The organism is Nocardia vinacea NBRC 16497, assembly GCF_000308835.1.
Taxonomy (GTDB): Bacteria; Actinomycetota; Actinomycetes; order Mycobacteriales; family Mycobacteriaceae; genus Nocardia; species Nocardia vinacea.
This window is the reverse complement of the sequence record NZ_BAGN01000199.1, coordinates 1-16,137: the sequence shown is the minus strand read 5'-3', so window position 1 is coordinate 16,137 and position 16,137 is coordinate 1. Positions and strand designations below refer to the sequence as shown.

18 protein-coding genes are annotated in these 16,137 nt (G+C 66.5%); 7 read left to right on the top strand and 11 right to left on the bottom strand.

Translation table 11 applies throughout. The annotated features are described in order from the left end of the window. The coding region (locus tag ON44_RS27550) for an FAD-dependent monooxygenase (RefSeq protein ID WP_040695212.1) at nt 1-386 on the bottom strand (386 nt) is incomplete at its 3' end. 112 nt (nt 387-498) lie between these two features. On the opposite strand from ON44_RS27550, the gene ON44_RS27545 reads away from it, so the two are divergent. Both ON44_RS27545 and ON44_RS27540 read left to right on the top strand, forming a co-directional pair. Continuing rightward, nucleotides 499-1,245 carry a TetR/AcrR family transcriptional regulator gene (locus ON44_RS27545; RefSeq protein WP_040695216.1) on the top strand — a complete coding sequence of 249 codons (747 nt, stop codon included), beginning with the start codon at nt 499-501 and terminating at the stop codon, nt 1,243-1,245. 89 nt (nt 1,246-1,334) lie between these two features. Next, a complete protein-coding gene (locus tag ON44_RS27540; protein ID WP_040695211.1) occupies nt 1,335-1,754 on the top strand; it encodes a limonene-1,2-epoxide hydrolase family protein in 420 nt (139 codons plus the stop codon). 80 nt (nt 1,755-1,834) lie between these two features. Here the strand turns inward: ON44_RS27540 and ON44_RS27535 are convergent, their stop codons facing one another. After that, on the bottom strand, nt 1,835-2,107 hold the full coding sequence (locus ON44_RS27535; RefSeq protein ID WP_040695210.1) for a hypothetical protein: 273 nt from the start codon (nt 2,105-2,107) through the stop codon (nt 1,835-1,837). Between the two features lie 281 nt (nt 2,108-2,388). On the opposite strand from ON44_RS27535, the gene phoH2 reads away from it, so the two are divergent. The 3 genes from phoH2 (at nt 2,389) to ON44_RS27520 (ending at nt 5,492) form a co-directional block, all read left to right on the top strand. Then, entirely contained in the window at nt 2,389-3,783 is a 1,395-nt protein-coding gene (gene phoH2, locus ON44_RS27530) for an RNA 5'-3' helicase PhoH2 (RefSeq protein ID WP_040695209.1), read from the top strand. Between the two features lie 154 nt (nt 3,784-3,937). Continuing rightward, nucleotides 3,938-4,474, top strand: coding sequence for an LGFP repeat-containing protein (locus ON44_RS27525; protein WP_040695215.1), 537 nt, complete (start codon nt 3,938-3,940; stop codon nt 4,472-4,474). A gap of 148 nt (nt 4,475-4,622) precedes the next feature. Then, nucleotides 4,623-5,492: an acyl-ACP desaturase gene (locus tag ON44_RS27520; RefSeq protein WP_040695208.1), complete on the top strand. Its 870-nt coding sequence runs from the start codon at nt 4,623-4,625 to the stop codon at nt 5,490-5,492. A gap of 45 nt (nt 5,493-5,537) precedes the next feature. Here ON44_RS27520 and ON44_RS27515 read toward each other — a convergent pair whose 3' ends face one another. The 3 genes from ON44_RS27515 to glpX all read right to left on the bottom strand — a co-directional run bounded on the left by ON44_RS27515 (nt 5,538) and on the right by glpX (nt 8,861). Beyond that, nucleotides 5,538-6,944: a class II fumarate hydratase gene (locus tag ON44_RS27515; protein WP_040695207.1), complete on the bottom strand. Its 1,407-nt coding sequence runs from the start codon at nt 6,942-6,944 to the stop codon at nt 5,538-5,540. Between the two features lie 193 nt (nt 6,945-7,137). Further along, nucleotides 7,138-7,701, bottom strand: coding sequence for a YbhB/YbcL family Raf kinase inhibitor-like protein (locus ON44_RS27510; protein ID WP_040695206.1), 564 nt, complete (start codon nt 7,699-7,701; stop codon nt 7,138-7,140). 116 nt (nt 7,702-7,817) lie between these two features. Further along, entirely contained in the window at nt 7,818-8,861 is a 1,044-nt protein-coding gene (gene glpX, locus ON44_RS27505) for a class II fructose-bisphosphatase (protein ID WP_040695205.1), read from the bottom strand. Between the two features lie 169 nt (nt 8,862-9,030). Here glpX and ON44_RS27500 point away from each other — a divergent pair, with 169 nt between their 5' ends. Then, on the top strand, nt 9,031-9,597 hold the full coding sequence (locus ON44_RS27500) for a DUF4245 domain-containing protein (RefSeq protein WP_040695204.1): 567 nt from the start codon (nt 9,031-9,033) through the stop codon (nt 9,595-9,597). Nucleotides 9,598-9,685: 88 nt separating this feature from the next. Here the strand turns inward: ON44_RS27500 and ON44_RS27495 are convergent, their stop codons facing one another. Genes ON44_RS27495 through ON44_RS27480 form a run of 4 tightly spaced genes read right to left on the bottom strand, consistent with a single transcriptional unit; the run spans nt 9,686 to nt 12,223 of the window. After that, a complete protein-coding gene (locus tag ON44_RS27495; protein WP_040695203.1) occupies nt 9,686-10,030 on the bottom strand; it encodes a VOC family protein in 345 nt (114 codons plus the stop codon). Then, nucleotides 10,027-10,269 (bottom strand): exodeoxyribonuclease VII small subunit, encoded by a 243-nt coding sequence (locus ON44_RS27490; RefSeq protein WP_040695202.1) that lies wholly within the window; start codon nt 10,267-10,269, stop codon nt 10,027-10,029. Before ON44_RS27490 ends, ON44_RS27495 begins: the two co-directional genes overlap by 4 nt. Before the next feature lie 2 nt (nt 10,270-10,271). Beyond that, nucleotides 10,272-11,603 (bottom strand): exodeoxyribonuclease VII large subunit, encoded by a 1,332-nt coding sequence (gene xseA / locus ON44_RS27485; RefSeq protein ID WP_040695201.1) that lies wholly within the window; start codon nt 11,601-11,603, stop codon nt 10,272-10,274. Next, nucleotides 11,600-12,223, bottom strand: coding sequence for a lipid droplet-associated protein (locus ON44_RS27480; RefSeq protein WP_040695200.1), 624 nt, complete (start codon nt 12,221-12,223; stop codon nt 11,600-11,602). The genes xseA and ON44_RS27480 overlap by 4 nt, the downstream gene beginning before the upstream one ends. Nucleotides 12,224-12,456: 233 nt before the next feature. Between ON44_RS27480 and ON44_RS27475 the strand changes: the two genes are divergently transcribed. Continuing rightward, a complete protein-coding gene (locus tag ON44_RS27475; protein ID WP_040695213.1) occupies nt 12,457-13,467 on the top strand; it encodes a 4-hydroxy-3-methylbut-2-enyl diphosphate reductase in 1,011 nt (336 codons plus the stop codon). Between the two features lie 120 nt (nt 13,468-13,587). On the opposite strand, the gene ON44_RS27470 is transcribed toward ON44_RS27475, so the two are convergent. Both ON44_RS27470 and ON44_RS27465 read right to left on the bottom strand, forming a co-directional pair. Further along, on the bottom strand, nt 13,588-14,577 hold the full coding sequence (locus ON44_RS27470; RefSeq protein WP_218007645.1) for a DUF6542 domain-containing protein: 990 nt from the start codon (nt 14,575-14,577) through the stop codon (nt 13,588-13,590). 56 nt (nt 14,578-14,633) lie between these two features. Further along, complete coding sequence (locus ON44_RS27465) at nt 14,634-15,791, bottom strand: DNA recombination protein RmuC (protein WP_040695198.1); 1,158 nt, start codon at nt 15,789-15,791, stop codon at nt 14,634-14,636. Nucleotides 15,792-16,137: the final 346 nt, after the last annotated feature.

Below are 16,137 nucleotides of genomic sequence, written 5' to 3'. Positions count from 1 at the left end.
TCGGTCAGCGCGCTGATCGAGTCGCCGAATACGTATTCGCAGTCCTGGTAGGTCTTTTCGTACATGATCCGAGCCAGATCCCCGCGCAGGATCTCCACGTCGCCGCCGGTGAAATCGCCGGAGATCAACGCCTGCTGCTCGCCCTTGCCGTTGACGATCGCGATATCGGTGGTGCCGGTGCGGTGCGCGTAGATCTCGTCCAGGATGCCCATCCGCTCGAGCACCTTGTGGTGCGTCTCGCCGGTGAAGTCGACGGCCTGGCCGCCCGGTCGCAAGTGCGGTGCCCGCTCGACCACCGTGACGGCGAAGCCATAGCGGCTCAGCCAGTAGGCCAGTGCGGGACCGGCAATGCTCGCGCCGGAAATGAGGACGGTCTTGTTGCGCATGATGTCTCCCGAAGTCTGTATCTGCGTCCGATGGAATCTGTATCCGACGGACACGAATTAGAGTATGGTGGACACAGTTACTTGTCAACACGCAATGCGTAAGGATGTGGAAATGCCTGCACCGACCACCGTCGAACTGCTCTGGGGCACCCAGCAGCGGCCCAAGCGCGGACCCAAGCCCGCGCTATCGCTGGAGGGGATCGTCGCGGAGGCCATCGCTCTCGCCGATGCCGAAGGACTGGCGAACCTATCCATGCAGCGCTTGGCCGAGCGCCTCGGCTTCACCAAGATGTCGCTGTACCGGTATGTGCCCGGCAAGGATCAGCTCACCGCGCTGATGGTGGATACCGCGCTCGGAGCTCCACCGGATATTATTGCGGCGCAAGAGGATTCGAAGGAAGAGTCGTGGCGGGCCGGGCTGCGCAGCTGGGCCGAGACGATCTTCGAGCGCTACCGCGCACACCCCTGGTCGATCACTCTCACCGTGGGTGTGCGGGCGATCGGCCCCAACGAAATGGGGTGGATGAACGCCGCGCTGACCGCGCTCGACGGCACCGGGTTGACCGGGCCCGAGCGGCTGGACACCATCGTGCTGCTCAACGGGCACATCCGCAGCCTCGTGCAGCAGGTGACGACCGGGGATCGGCAGGACACGGCGCGGCAGATCGCGGGCCAGTTCGCCGAAATGATGGCCGCCGCGGGCGACCGGTTTCCCCTGGTCTCCGCCGCCTTCGCCGAGGAGGCCGCGGTCACCGGCGCAGCACCCGCGAACGAGGGCCCGGGCGATGCGCTGAGCTTCGGCATCGACCGAATTCTCGATGGTCTGGGTGTCCTCATCGCCGACCGTCGCCGACCGTAGCGGCACAATCGGGCGCGACCGGACAAAGTCCGTCATTAGTCTCTTGCGCTTGGACCAGCGAATGCGAGGCCACCGCTTAGGCTCAGTGCATGACCGACGAACTGGAACTGGAGCAGGACGCGATCACCACGGTGCGGGAGTTCTTCGCCGCACTCGAGATCGGCGCGGTGGAGGAGGCACTGGACCTCCTGCACCCCGATGTCGTCTGGAAGAACACCTCTCTGCCGACGGTCGGTGGCGGCCTCACCCGCAAGATCCTGCGCGGGTTGAACCGCGACACCATCGGCTTCGCCGCCGAAATGCATCACATCGCCGCCAACGGCGACTTCGTGTTGACCGACCGCACCGATATCCTCCGCGTCGGCCCACTGCGGATCGCGTTCTGGGTCTGCGGCACCTTCGAACTGCGCGACGGCCGAATCATCCTGTGGGACGACCACTTCAGCTGGGAGAACTTCGTGCGCGGCACCGCCGTCGGCCTCGTGCGCGCAGTATTGCCGCGCAGCTGAGCCGAAGCTCGGGTTCCGGGCCGCGGGGACAGCCGCCTTCGACTACCGTCGACGCCTTCGTCGAGGGCCGGGTGCCGAACTCAGGCGTGCTTGGCGAGGTAGTCGAGGTAGTACGGCCGCAGGACCTCGGCGATCTTGCCGTCGCCCGCGTGGATGTAGTCGTCGATCATCGGCAGCACGTACTTGATATCGGCCTCGCTCTCGCCGAGATTGCCCGCGGCGGCTTCGGCGGCCGGAATCGACTTCAGTAGCCGCCACAGATATTTGATGTCGCCGCGTCGCGCCGCGAGCCGGACCGCACGGTCGTGCAGCTCCTTGGACGACAGCTTCTCCAACTCCTCGTTACCGGCCATACCTGCGACTCTATCCCCTGCACCAATGCGGGGTTAACGACAAATTCACGGACACGCCTACCTGTGCCCGAGCGGAGACCGGGCAGTCGGCGGTAGCGTCGTTGGTGCGGGCCGCGTCGGTGTGGCTCGTACGGGAGGTCCTGAACCGTGACTGAGCTACTCAGTACGAGAGGGCCGGCACCCGGCCCTCTGGGCATCTGACGCAAGTCGGATCCCATCAGGACGGACCGGTCCAGCGAGATCGTTCGTGCGGGTGCCGCGCGAACACAAAGGAGCCCACCGTGACTGCTGCACGCTCCGTTCCCGCTCCCTCGGCGCACTCCAGCTCCGCGAAAGGCGAAGCCGCCGCGAAGGGGGCCCGCCCCTCGCATTCCCAGAATTCCGGTGCGAAATCCTTCGTCATCGACACCTCGGTTCTACTGTCGGATCCCTGGGCTTTCACCAGGTTCGGCGAAAACGATGTCGTATTACCGCTGGTCGTGATCAGCGAACTCGAAGGTAAGCGTCACCATCACGAACTGGGCTGGTTCGCGCGGGAAGCCCTGCGCAACCTCGACGATCTGCGTCTGCAGCATGGCAGGCTGGATCAGCAGGTGCCGATCGGCACCGAGGGCGGAACGCTGCAGGTGGAACTCAACCACACCGACCCCGCGGTACTTCCGGTCGGATTCCGCACCGACACCAATGACTCCCGCATCCTGGCCTGTGCGCTCAATCTGGCGGCCGAGGGCCGTCGGGTGGTGCTGGTGTCCAAGGACATTCCCTTGCGCGTCAAGGCGAGTGCGGTGGGTTTGCACGCCGACGAGTACCACGCCCAGGACGTGGTGACCTCCGGCTGGGCCGGAATGGTGGAGATCGATGTCTCCAAAACACAGATCGATCAGCTCTACGCCGAGGCCGTGATCGATCTGGACGAGGCGCGGGAACTGCCGTGCCATACCGGAATCCGGTTGCTCGGGGCAAGCTCCAGCGCCCTGGGCCGGGTCACGCCGGATAAGCGGGTGCAGTTGGTGCGTGAACGCGAGGCGTTCGGACTGCACGGCCGCTCGGCCGAACAGCGCATCGCACTGGATCTGCTGTTGGACGAGAGCGTCGGCATCGTCTCGCTCGGTGGCCGGGCCGGTACCGGCAAGTCGGCGCTGGCCCTGACGGCCGGTTTGGAGGCGGTGCTCGAGCGTCGCACACAACGCAAGGTGGTGGTGTTCCGTCCGCTGTACGCGGTCGGTGGGCAGGATCTCGGCTATCTGCCGGGATCGGAGAGCGAGAAGATGGGCCCCTGGGCGCAGGCCGTCTTCGACACGCTCGACGGGTTGGCCAGTCGCGAGGTGATGGAGGAGGTGCTCAGCCGCGACATGTTGGAAGTCTTGCCGCTCACCCACATTCGCGGTCGCTCGCTACACGATTCGTTCGTGATCGTGGACGAGGCGCAGTCGCTGGAGCGCAATGTGCTGCTGACGGTGCTCAGCCGACTGGGCACCGGATCGCGCGTCGTGCTCACCCACGATGTGGCCCAGCGCGACAACCTACGGGTCGGTCGGCACGACGGTGTCGCCGCGGTGATCGAAAAGCTCAAGGGACACCCGCTTTTCGCGCACATCACGCTGACCCGTAGCGAACGGTCGCCGATCGCGGCGCTGGTGACCGAGATGTTGGAGGAGTACGGCCCGAGTGCATAGCGGGTAACAGCAACTACCCAGGGTGTGTTTCCCATCACAATCGAGCGGGTAGTATCCGCGTGATACCTGTTCAGCGGCGGCCCGGCGAGTCTTATATCGATTCGCCGGGCCGTTGCCGAGCATCCCCAGGCTACGCGCGACGAGAGGGATGGAAATGCACCACTTCGCTCGACGAACGGCTGGATTCACCGCGGTCACCGCGGCCGCGGCACTGCTGCTGGCCACCGGCTGCAGCAATGACGACGACAAGGACAAGAACTCCGCCGCGTCCATGACGACCACCTCGGCGGCCGCCCACGGCGAGGAGCGCATGTCCGGCGCGGCGGAGGAGACCAAGATCGCCACCCAAGGCGGCGACATCACCGTCTCCGGCATCATCTTCGACAAGTACGTGCAGTCCGGCGGCCCGACCGGTCCGCTCGGCGCTCCGCTGAAGTCGCAGGAGGATGCCCCCAACGACGGCAAGTGGCAGGACTTCACCGGCGGCGCGATCGTCTGGAGCAAGGACAGCGGCGCACACATCGTCTGGGGCGAAATCCGTAAGGCGTGGGAGGACAACGACGGCCCCACCGGCAAGATCGGCTACCCGACCAGCGACGAGAAGGACATCCCCGGCGGCAAGGAGAGCGATTTCGTCGGCGGCACCATCACCTGGGTGGACGGCAATACCACCGTCACGCCGAAGTCCTGATCCGCACCGGCGTCCGGGCGCTCACATGCCATTATTGGTGAGTGCTCGCGGTTCGCTCGAAAGAGCTGGTGCTTGTACGCTCGGACGCCGGTACCGATTCCTATTCGTAGATCCCCGCATCGCGGGGCCCAGCCGCTAGGTTGTGCTAGTGCAAACTCTGTTGACCGATCGCGAACTGCTCGCGTCTCTCGCCGATGAGGTGGAGCTGAATCTGCGCCGCCACATCGCCGCCGCCGACGGCTGGCAGCCGCACGACTACGTGCCGTGGGACGACGGCCGCAATTTCGGCTTCCTCGGCGGAATCGATTGGGAGCCGGAGCAATCCGACTTGAGCGAGACCGCCAAGCTGGCGCTGACGGTCAGCGTGCTCATCGCGGACAATCTGCCCTCGTACCACCGTGAGGTCGGTAAGTACCTGCGCACCGGATCGTGGTGGCGCTGGGTCGGCCGGTGGACGGCCGAGGAGAACCGGCACGAGATCATGATCCGCAACTACCTCATGGTCACCCGGTCGGTCGACCCGGTGCAGTTGGAGCGGTTGCGGATGGACCATATGACCAAGGGCTTCCGGCGTCCTGCGCTGCACCTGCTCGACGTGCTCGCCACCTGCGCGTTCGAGGAGGCGGCCGCCGCCATCCGGCATCGCAACACCGCCGCGCTCGGGGAGAACAAGATGGTCACCGCCATCGCCGAGCGCATCGCGCGCGACGATGAACTGCAGTCGATCTTCTTCGCCGACCTGATCAGCGCGGCGTTCGGCGTGGCACCGGATCAGACGATGCGCGCCATCGCCGACAGCGTCGCGCGGTTCGAGGTGCCGTCGGTGACCTTGCCCGATGGGCGCAGCAGCGATGATGTGCTCGCCGAGGCGGGCATCTACGACCGCGCCAAGGAGAACGAACTGGTCTTCGGTCCGCTGCTGGAGCGTTGGGAGTTCTTCACCCGCACCGGTCTCGGTGCAGATGGTGAGAAGGCGCGCGCGGAACTCGCGGGCCTGCGGGCCGGATCGCCGGCCTGATTCCCGAGTCCGGTCGGCGCACGGTTTGTGCGCCGACCGGTTCTTTTACTTTCCGTCCTCGATCTTGGCCATCGACAGCACATCCAAGCGGCGATCCAGTTCTTCCAGGGTGAGCTTCTCGTCGAGCAAACCGCGGTCGATCACGGTCTGACGGATGGTCTTCTTCTCCTTCAGCGCCGCTTTCGCGACCGCGGCCGCCTCTTCGTAGCCGATGGCGGAATTCAGCGGCGTCACAATCGACGGTGACGATTCCGCGAGGGTGCGCAGATGATCCTCGTTGGCGATCAGACCGCGAATGCACTTATCGGCGAACAGCCGGGACACATTGGCGAGCAGCCGAATCGATTCGAGCAGATTGCGCGCCATCACCGGAATGTAGACATTCAACTCGAATGCGCCGCTCGCACCGGAGAACGCGACCGCCGCGTCATTGCCGATCACCTGCGCGGCGACCTGCGTAACCGCCTCGGGCAGTACCGGATTCACCTTGCCGGGCATGATCGAACTGCCGGGCTGCAGATCCGGCAGCTGGAGTTCACCGAGACCGGTCAGCGGTCCCGAACCCATCCAGCGAATGTCGTTGGCGATCTTGGTGAGGCTCACCGCGACGGTGCGCACCGCGCCGGACGCCTCCACCAGACCGTCACGAGCGGCCTGCGCCTCGAAGTGATCCTGTGCCTCGGAGAGTGCATCGATATCGGTCGACAGCACCAGTTCGGCAACGACTTTCGCGCCGAAACCCGCGGGCGCGTTGAGACCGGTGCCGACCGCGGTGCCGCCGATGGGCAGCTCACCGAGCCTGGGCAGCGCCGCCATAATGCGCTCGATACCCGCCGCGACCTGGCGGGTATAGCCACCGAACTCCTGGCCGAGGGTCACCGGTACGGCGTCCATGAGGTGGGTGCGCCCGGACTTCACCACGGTGCGCCATTCGGTCGACTTGTCTTGCAGCGCCAGCCGGAGGTGGTCCAGCGCCGGGATCAGATCCTTGATCGCGGCCTCGGTGGCGGCGAGATGGGTCGCGGTGGGGAAGGTGTCGTTCGACGACTGCGACATGTTCACGTCGTCGTTCGGATGCACGGTCACGCCGTTGGCCTTCGCGATCGAGGCGATCACCTCGTTGGCGTTCATATTCGAGCTGGTGCCCGAGCCGGTCTGGAAGACATCGATCGGGAACTGGTCGTCGTGCAGACCTTCGGCGATCTCATTCGCGGCGACGATAATCGCATCGGCCTTGGCCGGATCGAGCAGCCCGAGATCCTTGTTCACCTTGGCACACGCCGCCTTGAGCAGGCCGAGCGCCCGGATCTGCGCCCGCTCCAACCCGCGCCCGCTGATCGGAAAGTTCTCCACGGCCCGCTGCGTCTGCGCCCGCCACAACGCATCCACGGGAACCCGAACTTCCCCCATCGTGTCGTGCTCGATCCGGAACTGCGTCTCCTCGGTCGTCATAATCCCGACCCTATGCCGCATCCGCCAGCCATGGGGCTGCCACGCCTGAGTCAATCCGCACACCCACCCCCGAAATACCCCCACCCCCCACCCCCACGCGCCTTCGGCGCAGCGATCAAGATCAGGTGGAACTGGTGGCGGCATCGCCCGAGATGACCCCGCCACCAGTTCCACCTGATCTTGATCGACGTGTTCACGGGCGTTCATAGGATCCGTCGATTCGGCCGCGGGCGGCTGCTTTTGCGGCGGTGAAGACGTGGCGGGGTTTTGCTTTTGCGGCGGGTTTGCCACCGATGGTGTCGATCGGCTCGGTCAGGGCGAAGAGTTGGAAGGCGTAGCGGTGCGGTCCGTGGCCTTTGATCGGGGCCGGACCTTGGTAGCCGCGGCCGAAGCCGGAGCGGAGGATGCTGATGCCGGGCGCGGGATCGTCGGCGCGCAGTCCGTCCTGTGGCAGTTCGGCGAGGGTCGGTTCCAGCAGGGCTACGCAATGCACGAATGGCAATCCCGTTGGTGCGTCCGGATCTTCGACGACCAGCAGCAGCTGCGCCGTACCGTCGGGCGCGGTCCACGCCAGCGCGGGGGAGGTGTCTCGGCCACCGATCCGCTTGGACGCGTGCACCTTTGGTAGCGGCGACGCATGGGAGAAATCCGGGCTGGTGACTTCGAAGGTCGCGTCGGTGGCGAGGTTCGGAAGATGCCAGGCGAGGCCCTGCTCTCCGGCACGACGGTTCTTCAATAGCTTCCCGATAATTGCCACCGGATCTCCTTGGTCTGCTGGGGATTCCGGAGCTTACCGTCGTGGAAAGAGCACCGCACATGACGAAAAATCGAGCCCGATCCGAAGCGGACCGGGCTCGACGCATTCGAACAAGATCAGGGCATCGGTGGCACCGCATCCTCGTCGCCGACGAAATCGACCGAGGAGTATTCGCGGAGCTTGGTGAGGCGGTGGTAGGCGTCGATCATGCGGACGGTGCCGGACTTGGAGCGCATGACGATGGACTCGGTGGAGGCGCCGCCGGGGAAGTAGCGGACGCCGCGTAGTAGGTCACCGTCGGTGACGCCGGTGGCGCAGAAGAAGACATTGTCGCCCGCGACCAGGTCATTGGTGGTGAGGATGCGGCTGAGGTCGTGACCCGCGTCGATGGCCTTCTGGCGTTCCGCGTCGTCCTTGGGGGCGAGCATGCCCTGGAGTTCACCGCCCATACAGCGCATGGCGGCGGCGGCGATGATGCCCTCGGGGGTTCCGCCGATGCCGACCAGGATGTCGGTGCCGGAGTCGGGGCGGGCGCAGGCGATGGCGCCCGCGACGTCACCGTCGGAGATCAGGCGGATGCGGGCGCCGGCGTCGCGGACCTCCTGGATCAGGTTCGCGTGGCGCGGCCGGTCCAGGATGCAGACGGTGAGATCGGACTTCGACAGGCTCTTGGCCTTGGCCACCCGGCTGATGTTCTCGCCGATCGGCGCGGAGATATCGATCACGCCCGCCGCGTCCGGGCCGACCGCGATCTTGTGCATGTAGAACACCGCGGACGGGTCGAACATCGCGCCGCGCTCGGCGACCGCGAGTACGGCGATGGCGCCAGGCGAACCCTTCGACATCAGGGTGGTGCCGTCGATCGGGTCGACCGCGAAGTCGACCTCGGGACCGGTGCCGTCGCCGACCAGCTCACCGTTGTAGAGCATGGGCGCTTCGTCCTTCTCGCCCTCACCGATGACCACGATGCCGCGCATGGAAACGGAGCTGACCAGCTGCCGCATGGCGTCTACGGCCGCACCGTCGCCCCCTTCCTTATCGCCGCGGCCGACCCAGCGGCCCGCGGCCATCGCACCGGCCTCGGTGACCCGGACCAGTTCGAGCGCGAGGTTGCGGTCCGGCGCCTCGCGGCGGCTGGGTGCGGGCGAAGATGCCGTCATTACGGTGTGCCTCCTACGGTCGTTGCTAACGCTGATTCTCTCAGAAGCGTGACCGTTCTCGATCAGGTACTACCCGTAGCGATTGCTTGCAGGTCGCTCGAAAAGGTCGGCTCCAGATGTCCGACCACCTCTGCGGGAGCGTGCCGCGACCGGCGTGGATACTGGGAGCGTGTCGTACCAAAAACCACGCATTCTCAACGACTACCGGGATCTGTTCTGGTCACTGATCCCGTTGGTGCTGATCGCCGTGGTCTTCGCCGGGCTCGCCAGCCAGTGCAGTTTCGCGGGGAAAGGGCCGACACAGGGGCAGATTCCGCACTTCGACGTGACGGCCGCACTCGCCAACGACGCGAAGACGATGCCCTTCCCGATTCGCAATCCGAGCCTGCCCGAACACTGGACCCCGAACTCCGGTAGCCGCGACACGATCACCACCACCGGCGGCGGGCCGGTCAGCACTGTTGGTTTCATCACACCGCAGGGCACGTATATGCGGATGAGCCAGAGCAGCGCGACCGAGGAGTCGCTGTCGCGCTTCGTGCTCGGCTCCCGCTACGGTACCGGCACCGAGCAGGTCGGCGACCAGAAGTGGGTCGTCTATGCCGAACAGGGTTCCGAGACGGCGTGGATCGCCGACTTCGGCCGGTCCCGAGTGCTCATCACCGGCGCAGGCAACCACGCGGCCTTCACCACCCTCGCCGCCGCCATCGCCGCCGCCCAGCCCTTGCAGCGCTAGCGGCCGTCCAACCGCGCACGAATTCGCAGGGCTGAACATGCGTACGTGCGAATCAGTGCACGGGACCAGCCCCGAGTGAGGCGGTCGGTCAGCGGTGGCTGACCACGTTGACGATCGTGCCGCTGGGATCGCGGACGAAGAATCGGCGCACGCCCCATTGTTCGTCGCGGAGCGGATAGATGATGTCCGCTTTCGCGGCGACCAACTCGGCGTGCACGGCGTCCACATCCTCGACCTCGACGCTCATATCCGGTTGCGGCTGCTCGGCTTCCGGGCCGAGCAGCAGGACCTGCGCAGTCGGATTGGTCGGGGATGCCATCGTCACCACCCAGCCGAGGTCCATGGCCTCTTCGAAACCGAGCCGCCGGTAGAACTCGCGGCTGGCCGCCATGTCCTCGGTGCGGATATCCGGGGTGGCGCGGCGGATGGTCATTCGTCGGTTTCGAGGTCGGTGCGGGAAAGGGCGTTTTCGACCCGCTGACGCGCGCCTGCCAGATGTTCCTCGCAGCGGGTGGCCAGTGCTTCGCCGCGCTCCCACAGCGCGAGGGATTCGTCCAGGTCGAGACCGCCCTGTTCGAGCATCTTGACGACGTTGACCAGTTCGTCGCGGGCGCGTTCGTAGCCGAAGGTGGAGATCTCGGCCAGCTCGTCGTCCTTGCCGGGGTCGGCCAAGGTCAGTTCCTCCCTGTGTCGGTCTTGCCCAGTGCTCGGGTGCCCAACTCTTGGGTGCCCAGTGCGGCGGCGGAGATGGCACCGTCGGCGACCCTGATCCGCAGCTGACTACCCGCGGGCGCGTCCTCGATCGAGCGGACCACATGCCGCTCCTTACCGCTGACGCGCTGCACGACAGCGTAGCCACGGGCCAGCGTCGCGGCCGGTCCCACCGCCGTGAGTTTTTCGCGCAGGTGCCGGGTCGCGGTGGTTTCGGTGCTGATCAGGTGGTCGGTGGTGCGGCGTGCGGCGGTGCGCAGGCGTTCGATCTCGTCGTAGCGGCGATCGAGTTCGCGCAGCGGATCCGCCAGCACCGGCCGGGAACGCAACTGAGCCAGTGCCCTGGTTTCGCGGTCGACCCAGCCGCGCAGTGCGGCGGCGGCGCGGGCACGCATATCGCGGACCCCGGCCAGTTCGGCGGCTGCGTCGGGCACGATGCGCTTGGCGGCGTCGGTGGGGGTGGCGGCGCGCAGGTCGGCGACCAGATCGCACAGTGGGTTATCGGGTTCGTGACCGATCGCGCTGACGATGGGCGTGGTCGCGGCGACGATCGCGCGGCACAGCGTCTCATCGGAGAAGGGCAGCAGATCCTCGACGCTGCCACCACCGCGGGCGAGCACGATGACCTCGACGGCCGGATCGCGATCGAGTCCGGCCAGCGCCTGCACCACCTGCGGTACCGCGGTCGGGCCCTGCACCGCGGTATTGCGGATCTCGAAACGTACTGCGGGCCAACGATTTCGGGCCACGGTCAGCACATCGCGCTCGGCGGCGCTGGCTCGGCCGGTGATCAGGCCGATTGTCTTGGGCAGGAACGGGATCGGCCGCTTCAGCCGGGGATCGAATAGTCCCTCCGCGGCGAGCAGTGCCTTCAACCGTTCGATGCGGGCCAGCAGTTCACCGATGCCGACCGGGCGAATCTCCATGGCGCGCAACGAAATCGTGCCGCGTCCGGTGAAGTACGCGAGTTTGCCGTACACCACGACCCGGCTGCCCTCCTGCAGCGGGACGGCGGAGCGGCGGATGAGATCCGGATGACAGGTCACCGACAGCGACATATCGGCGGCGGTATCGCGCAACACCAGGAATGCGGTGCTGGTACCGGGACGCAGATTGATCTGGGTGATCTGGCCCTCCACCCAGATGCTGCCCAGCCGATCGATCCACTGCGCGACCTTGATGGCCACCGAACGCACCGGCCAAGGCTGTTCGGCGGAGTTGGCGGGAGCCGCTCGGTCGGGTTGGCCGGCGGATTCCCGGCCAACCGTCGACGAGGATGCCGGGGGTTCGCTCACTGGGCCCGCACGGTGGCGATCCGGTTTGTCAGCATGGTCACGAACGGCGCCCTGGCACGGGTCTGCTGTTCGTACTCGAGCAGGGCGTTCAGATCCTCGACGGTCAGCATGCGCAGGCGGGCACGCAGCTGGGCCAGGGTCATATTGGCGTAGTCGTAGCGGGTGGCCACCTCGGGCTCGACGACCTCTGGCTCGGGCTCGGGCTGGGGTTCGGGGACCGCGGAGACCTCGGTCTCCGGGACGGCGATGGTCTGCACCGGGGCGGCGTGACCATTGGTCTCACCGGCGCGGGCGGCATCGGCGGCGAAGTCGGTCGGTTCGTCGTCGTACAGGTCGAAACTGCTGGTGCGGGCGGGAGCGGTGAACTCCGGCTCGGTGTCCTCGTCGAAGGTGGCCCAGTCGGGCTGCTCGACGGGTGCGTTGGTGAGGCGGTCGAATACGCCGTCGCCCTTGAGGGCGAGGCTGGTCACGAACTGCTGGACGTGCATGGTGGTCTGCAACATCTGGCTGATCGCGGTAATCGGGAAATTCATTGCGGCAGTTGGTAGCCGACGGGTTTCTTCGATGGCGTATACGGCGGCGCCGGCGGCGACCCGGGCCAGGAACGGTGGTCGAAACATGCTCCTAGCCTGCCCGATACGGGATGTTATGCAAAGCACTGGTGTCACAGACACGGAATCTATTTTGGCGCACGCGGGGCCATGCGTGGTTACGCAGGCTGCCTCCTCCGGGCCCTGACCACGCGCGCCGGTGTTCTGCATCATTCGGCGGCATTTGCGCCCGGTGCGAGTGTGTCGAGAACGACGTGACCGCGGCCGTCCAGCTTTCCTCCGCCGCACGTAAGCTGAGGGGCATGTCTTCGGCCATCCCTTTGAACGTCGGAATCGCCCGCTCGGCCGGTTCCGGATCCGCCGATGCCGATGGTGGTAAGCGTGTGCTGCTAGCCGAACCACGCGGCTACTGCGCCGGTGTGGACCGCGCGGTCGAGACGGTGGAGAAGGCGCTCGAAAAGCACGGCGCCCCGATCTACGTGCGCAAGGAGATCGTGCACAACCGCCATGTGGTGGAGACGCTGCGTGAGCAGGGGGTGGTCTTCGTCGACGAGACCGACGAGGTGCCCGAGGGTGCGCTGGTCGTATTCTCCGCGCACGGTGTCTCACCCGCGGTGCACGAGTCGGCTGCGGCGCGCAATCTGCGCACGATCGATGCCACCTGCCCGCTGGTGACCAAGGTGCATCAGGAGGCCAAGCGTTTTGCCCGCGACGACTACGACATTCTGCTGATCGGTCACGAGGGGCATGAGGAGGTCGAGGGCACCGCGGGCGAGGCCCCCGAACACGTGCAGCTCGTCGACGGTCCGGATGCGGTCGACCGGGTCACCGTGCGCGACGAGTCCAAGGTGATCTGGCTCTCCCAGACCACGCTCAGCGTCGACGAGACGATGGAGACGGTGCAGCGGCTGCGCCAGCGGTTCCCCGGACTGCAGGATCCGCCGAGCGATGACATCTGCTACGCCACCCAGAACCGTCAGGTGGCGGTCAAGGCGATGGCGCCGGAGTGCGATCTGGTGATCGTGGTCGGCTCGCGCAATTCGTCGAATTCGGTGCGCTTGGTCGAGGTCGCCCTCGGCGCAGGCGCGAAGGCCGCATACCTGGTGGACTACGCCCGTGAGGTCGACCCGGCGTGGCTGGCAGGTGTGCGCACGGTCGGCATCACCTCGGGTGCGTCCGTGCCCGACATCCTGGTGCGTGGTGTGCTGGATATGTTGGCGGAGCACGGTTTCGGTGAGGTGCAGCCGGTGACCACGGCCAATGAGACGTTGGTATTCGCACTGCCAAGGGAGTTGCGGGCGTCGCGTCGCTGAGCTGCGCCGAGGATTTCCAGGGCCTGGCGCAGCGCGGTTCGCGTTGTCGAGCTGTGCGACTGCGGCGTGGATGCCGGCCCGCGTGACGGTCGTCGCTGTCGAGAAGCCGTTCGGGTTCGGCTAGAGGTTTTCCGGTCGACGGCGCTCGGTGCGGCTCGAATCACGTTCGCGGTAGCGGACATTGGGCTGCGGGTGCGGCGGTGGGGCTTCACCGCGCCGCCTGGTCGCTGCCGCCCGGCTCGAATCTCCATCGGCCCGAGGGGTTGCCGCAGCGGGTCGTACGGCTCGGGTCGGTTCGCCTTCGCTTCGGGCCGCTGCCGTGGCGGGTCGTACGGCTCGGGTTGGTTCGCCCTCGTTGCGTGCCGCCGCCGTGGCGGGGCGGGTGCTCGATCGGCGCTCGCGGCTCGGGCGTTCGTCACCCCGGGCGCTCTTTGCGCCGCCGCCGACGCGTGGTGGGGTGTCCGCTACTTCCGAACTACCGCGCCGACTCGGTCGCGGCAGATGCAGATCGGTATCGAGGTCGGATGTATCGACCTGGGGACGGCGGGTGCGGCGGCGCGCGGCATCGGCGAGCGAGCGGCCCTCGGTGCGCTCCGACCTGGTCCGTTTGGCTGCGCTACTGCGGCCCCAGCTGGTGCCGCGACGGGATTCGTCGGCGCGTCCGGCGGCTTCCTCACGCCTGTGTAGCAGGATCCGCCCGCCGCCGATCGCCAGCACCAGCACGGTGGCCAGCGCCATGATCGGGAATCGATTTACCAGCGGGATCGCCAGATTCAGCAGGATGTCCTTGATGCCGGTCGAAGCGCCACCGGTGAGCTGCTGATAAGCCAGCGGCACCGCGACGAACAGCAACAGCGGTGGCAGCACCATCGTCGTGAAGAGTCCGCGATAGCGAACGGCGAGCACCGCCGCGACGCAGCCGAGGACGTACAACGTGTTGAACGTCCCGGTCAGCTCGGTATTCTCGCCGTGGGCATCGATCAGGAACCCCAAAAACGTGCACGCCACCGCGATCAGAACCGCCGCCCCGGCCGGGATCCCCGGCACCGAGGGCAGGATCGAACGATGCGGCGCGGGCACCCGGGTTCGCACACGTTGGGAAGCAGCCACACCATGACACTAACTGCCGCCGCGCTCGGCGGTGTTACGGCACGGCCGTCGCAGGGCTAATCGTCGGCGTCGGCGAAGCCGACCGCCCGCGGCAATGAATCGACTCGATGGATTGCCGGCACCTCCTCCTCGGCTATTTCAAGATCGTGGAGTTTGCGGGCGGTGACCATCACCCGCGACTCCACCGAGGCGACGGTGTAGTTGAAAGCGTCTACGGCCTTACCGAGTTGCGCGCCGAGGCGGTCCAGATGTCGGCCGGTCATGCCGAGCCGGTTGTAGAGCTCGCGACCCAGTTGCTGAATGGTTGCCATGTCGCGGGACAGTGCTTCCTGCCGCCAGCCGAAAGCGACTGTACGCAGCAACGCGATCAAAGTCGTCGGAGTAGCGAGGATCACGTTGCGGCCGAACGCGTGCTCGAGCAGGCCGGAATCGGTGGTGAGTGCGGCATCGAGGAATGGATCGCCCGGTACGAACAGCACCACGAACTCCGGCGCGGGATCGAAGGCCAGCCAATAGGCCTTATCGGCCAGCTGATCGATATGGGCACGCAGATGTTTGGCATGGCGGCCGAGCAGTTCGGCGCGCTCGTCCGGGTCGTCGGACATGGTGGCGTCGAGGTAGGCCGTGAACGGCACCTTCGCGTCGACCACGATCTGCCTGCCGCCTGCGAGATTGACCACAAGGTCCGGCCGCACCATGCCGGTGCGTTCGGTAGCCCCGTCGCTGCGCGCGGCCCGGCTCACCTGGGTGTCGAAATCGCAGTGCCGGGTCATGCCCGCCAGTTCCACCACCCGCTCCAATTGGATCTCGCCCCAGCGCCCGCGCACCTGTGGCGCGCGCAGTGCGGCCACGAGCTGACTTGTTTGGCTTGTGAGCTGATGTGACGTGCGCTGCATCCCCGCGACCTGTTCGCGCAGACTCGAATAGGCGTTGATCCGGTGATGTTCGACCTGCTGGATGTGCTGGTTCAGCGCGCCGACGGCCTCGCGCAGCGGATCCACCATCGCGCCGATGGCATGCGAATGTCGGCGTGCCGCATCCTCATTCGCCGCGGTGAGCGATTGCCGCAGTAGCCGCTCATTGTCGGTGGCGGCGGCCAGTCTCGCCTCCGCGGCCGTCGCGCGTTGCCCGGCGCGCGCGGCATGTCCGAGCCAGCCGAGCCCTACCCCGGCGGCGAACACCAGCATCAGTGCGACGAGCATCGGTGCGGTCATAGCGCAGATAGTGCCGCATGGCACCGACAAGTTCGAAACCCATGAGCTATCGGTCAGCAGTTCGTCGACGAAAGGCTACGAGCCGCGGTTTCGAACTGTGCGGTCGGTCGCGATACCGGGCCCAGCAACACTGTGCCGGCTCTGTTACACGATCGGGACTATGCCCGCTCCGTTGCAAGGTCGGGTTCCTGCTCTGTTGACCACGACGGAGCGAGTCTTACGAGCGACCCGTTCGCGGCCGGTCTCGCGTCCGAGTCGTCGGAGCGCATGCGCCGCACGCGCTTGGGACTCGACCATCCGGCGCGTATACATCGGCGCCGAGCGACCCGCTATCGGTGACCACGAC

Coding starts and splice junctions, on each gene's coding strand:
- ON44_RS27545 (WP_040695216.1), top strand. CDS start 499: ATGCCTGCACCGACCACCGTCGAACTGCTCTGGGGCACCCAGCAGCGG.
- ON44_RS27465 (WP_040695198.1), bottom strand. CDS start 15,791: ATGACCGCACCGATGCTCGTCGCACTGATGCTGGTGTTCGCCGCCGGG.
- ON44_RS27525 (WP_040695215.1), top strand. CDS start 3,938: ATGCACCACTTCGCTCGACGAACGGCTGGATTCACCGCGGTCACCGCG.
- ON44_RS27475 (WP_040695213.1), top strand. CDS start 12,457: ATGTCTTCGGCCATCCCTTTGAACGTCGGAATCGCCCGCTCGGCCGGT.
- ON44_RS27535 (WP_040695210.1), bottom strand. CDS start 2,107: ATGGCCGGTAACGAGGAGTTGGAGAAGCTGTCGTCCAAGGAGCTGCAC.
- glpX (WP_040695205.1), bottom strand. CDS start 8,861: ATGACGGCATCTTCGCCCGCACCCAGCCGCCGCGAGGCGCCGGACCGC.
- ON44_RS27540 (WP_040695211.1), top strand. CDS start 1,335: ATGACCGACGAACTGGAACTGGAGCAGGACGCGATCACCACGGTGCGG.
- ON44_RS27495 (WP_040695203.1), bottom strand. CDS start 10,030: ATGACCATCCGCCGCGCCACCCCGGATATCCGCACCGAGGACATGGCG.
- ON44_RS27480 (WP_040695200.1), bottom strand. CDS start 12,223: ATGTTTCGACCACCGTTCCTGGCCCGGGTCGCCGCCGGCGCCGCCGTA.
- ON44_RS27515 (WP_040695207.1), bottom strand. CDS start 6,944: ATGACGACCGAGGAGACGCAGTTCCGGATCGAGCACGACACGATGGGG.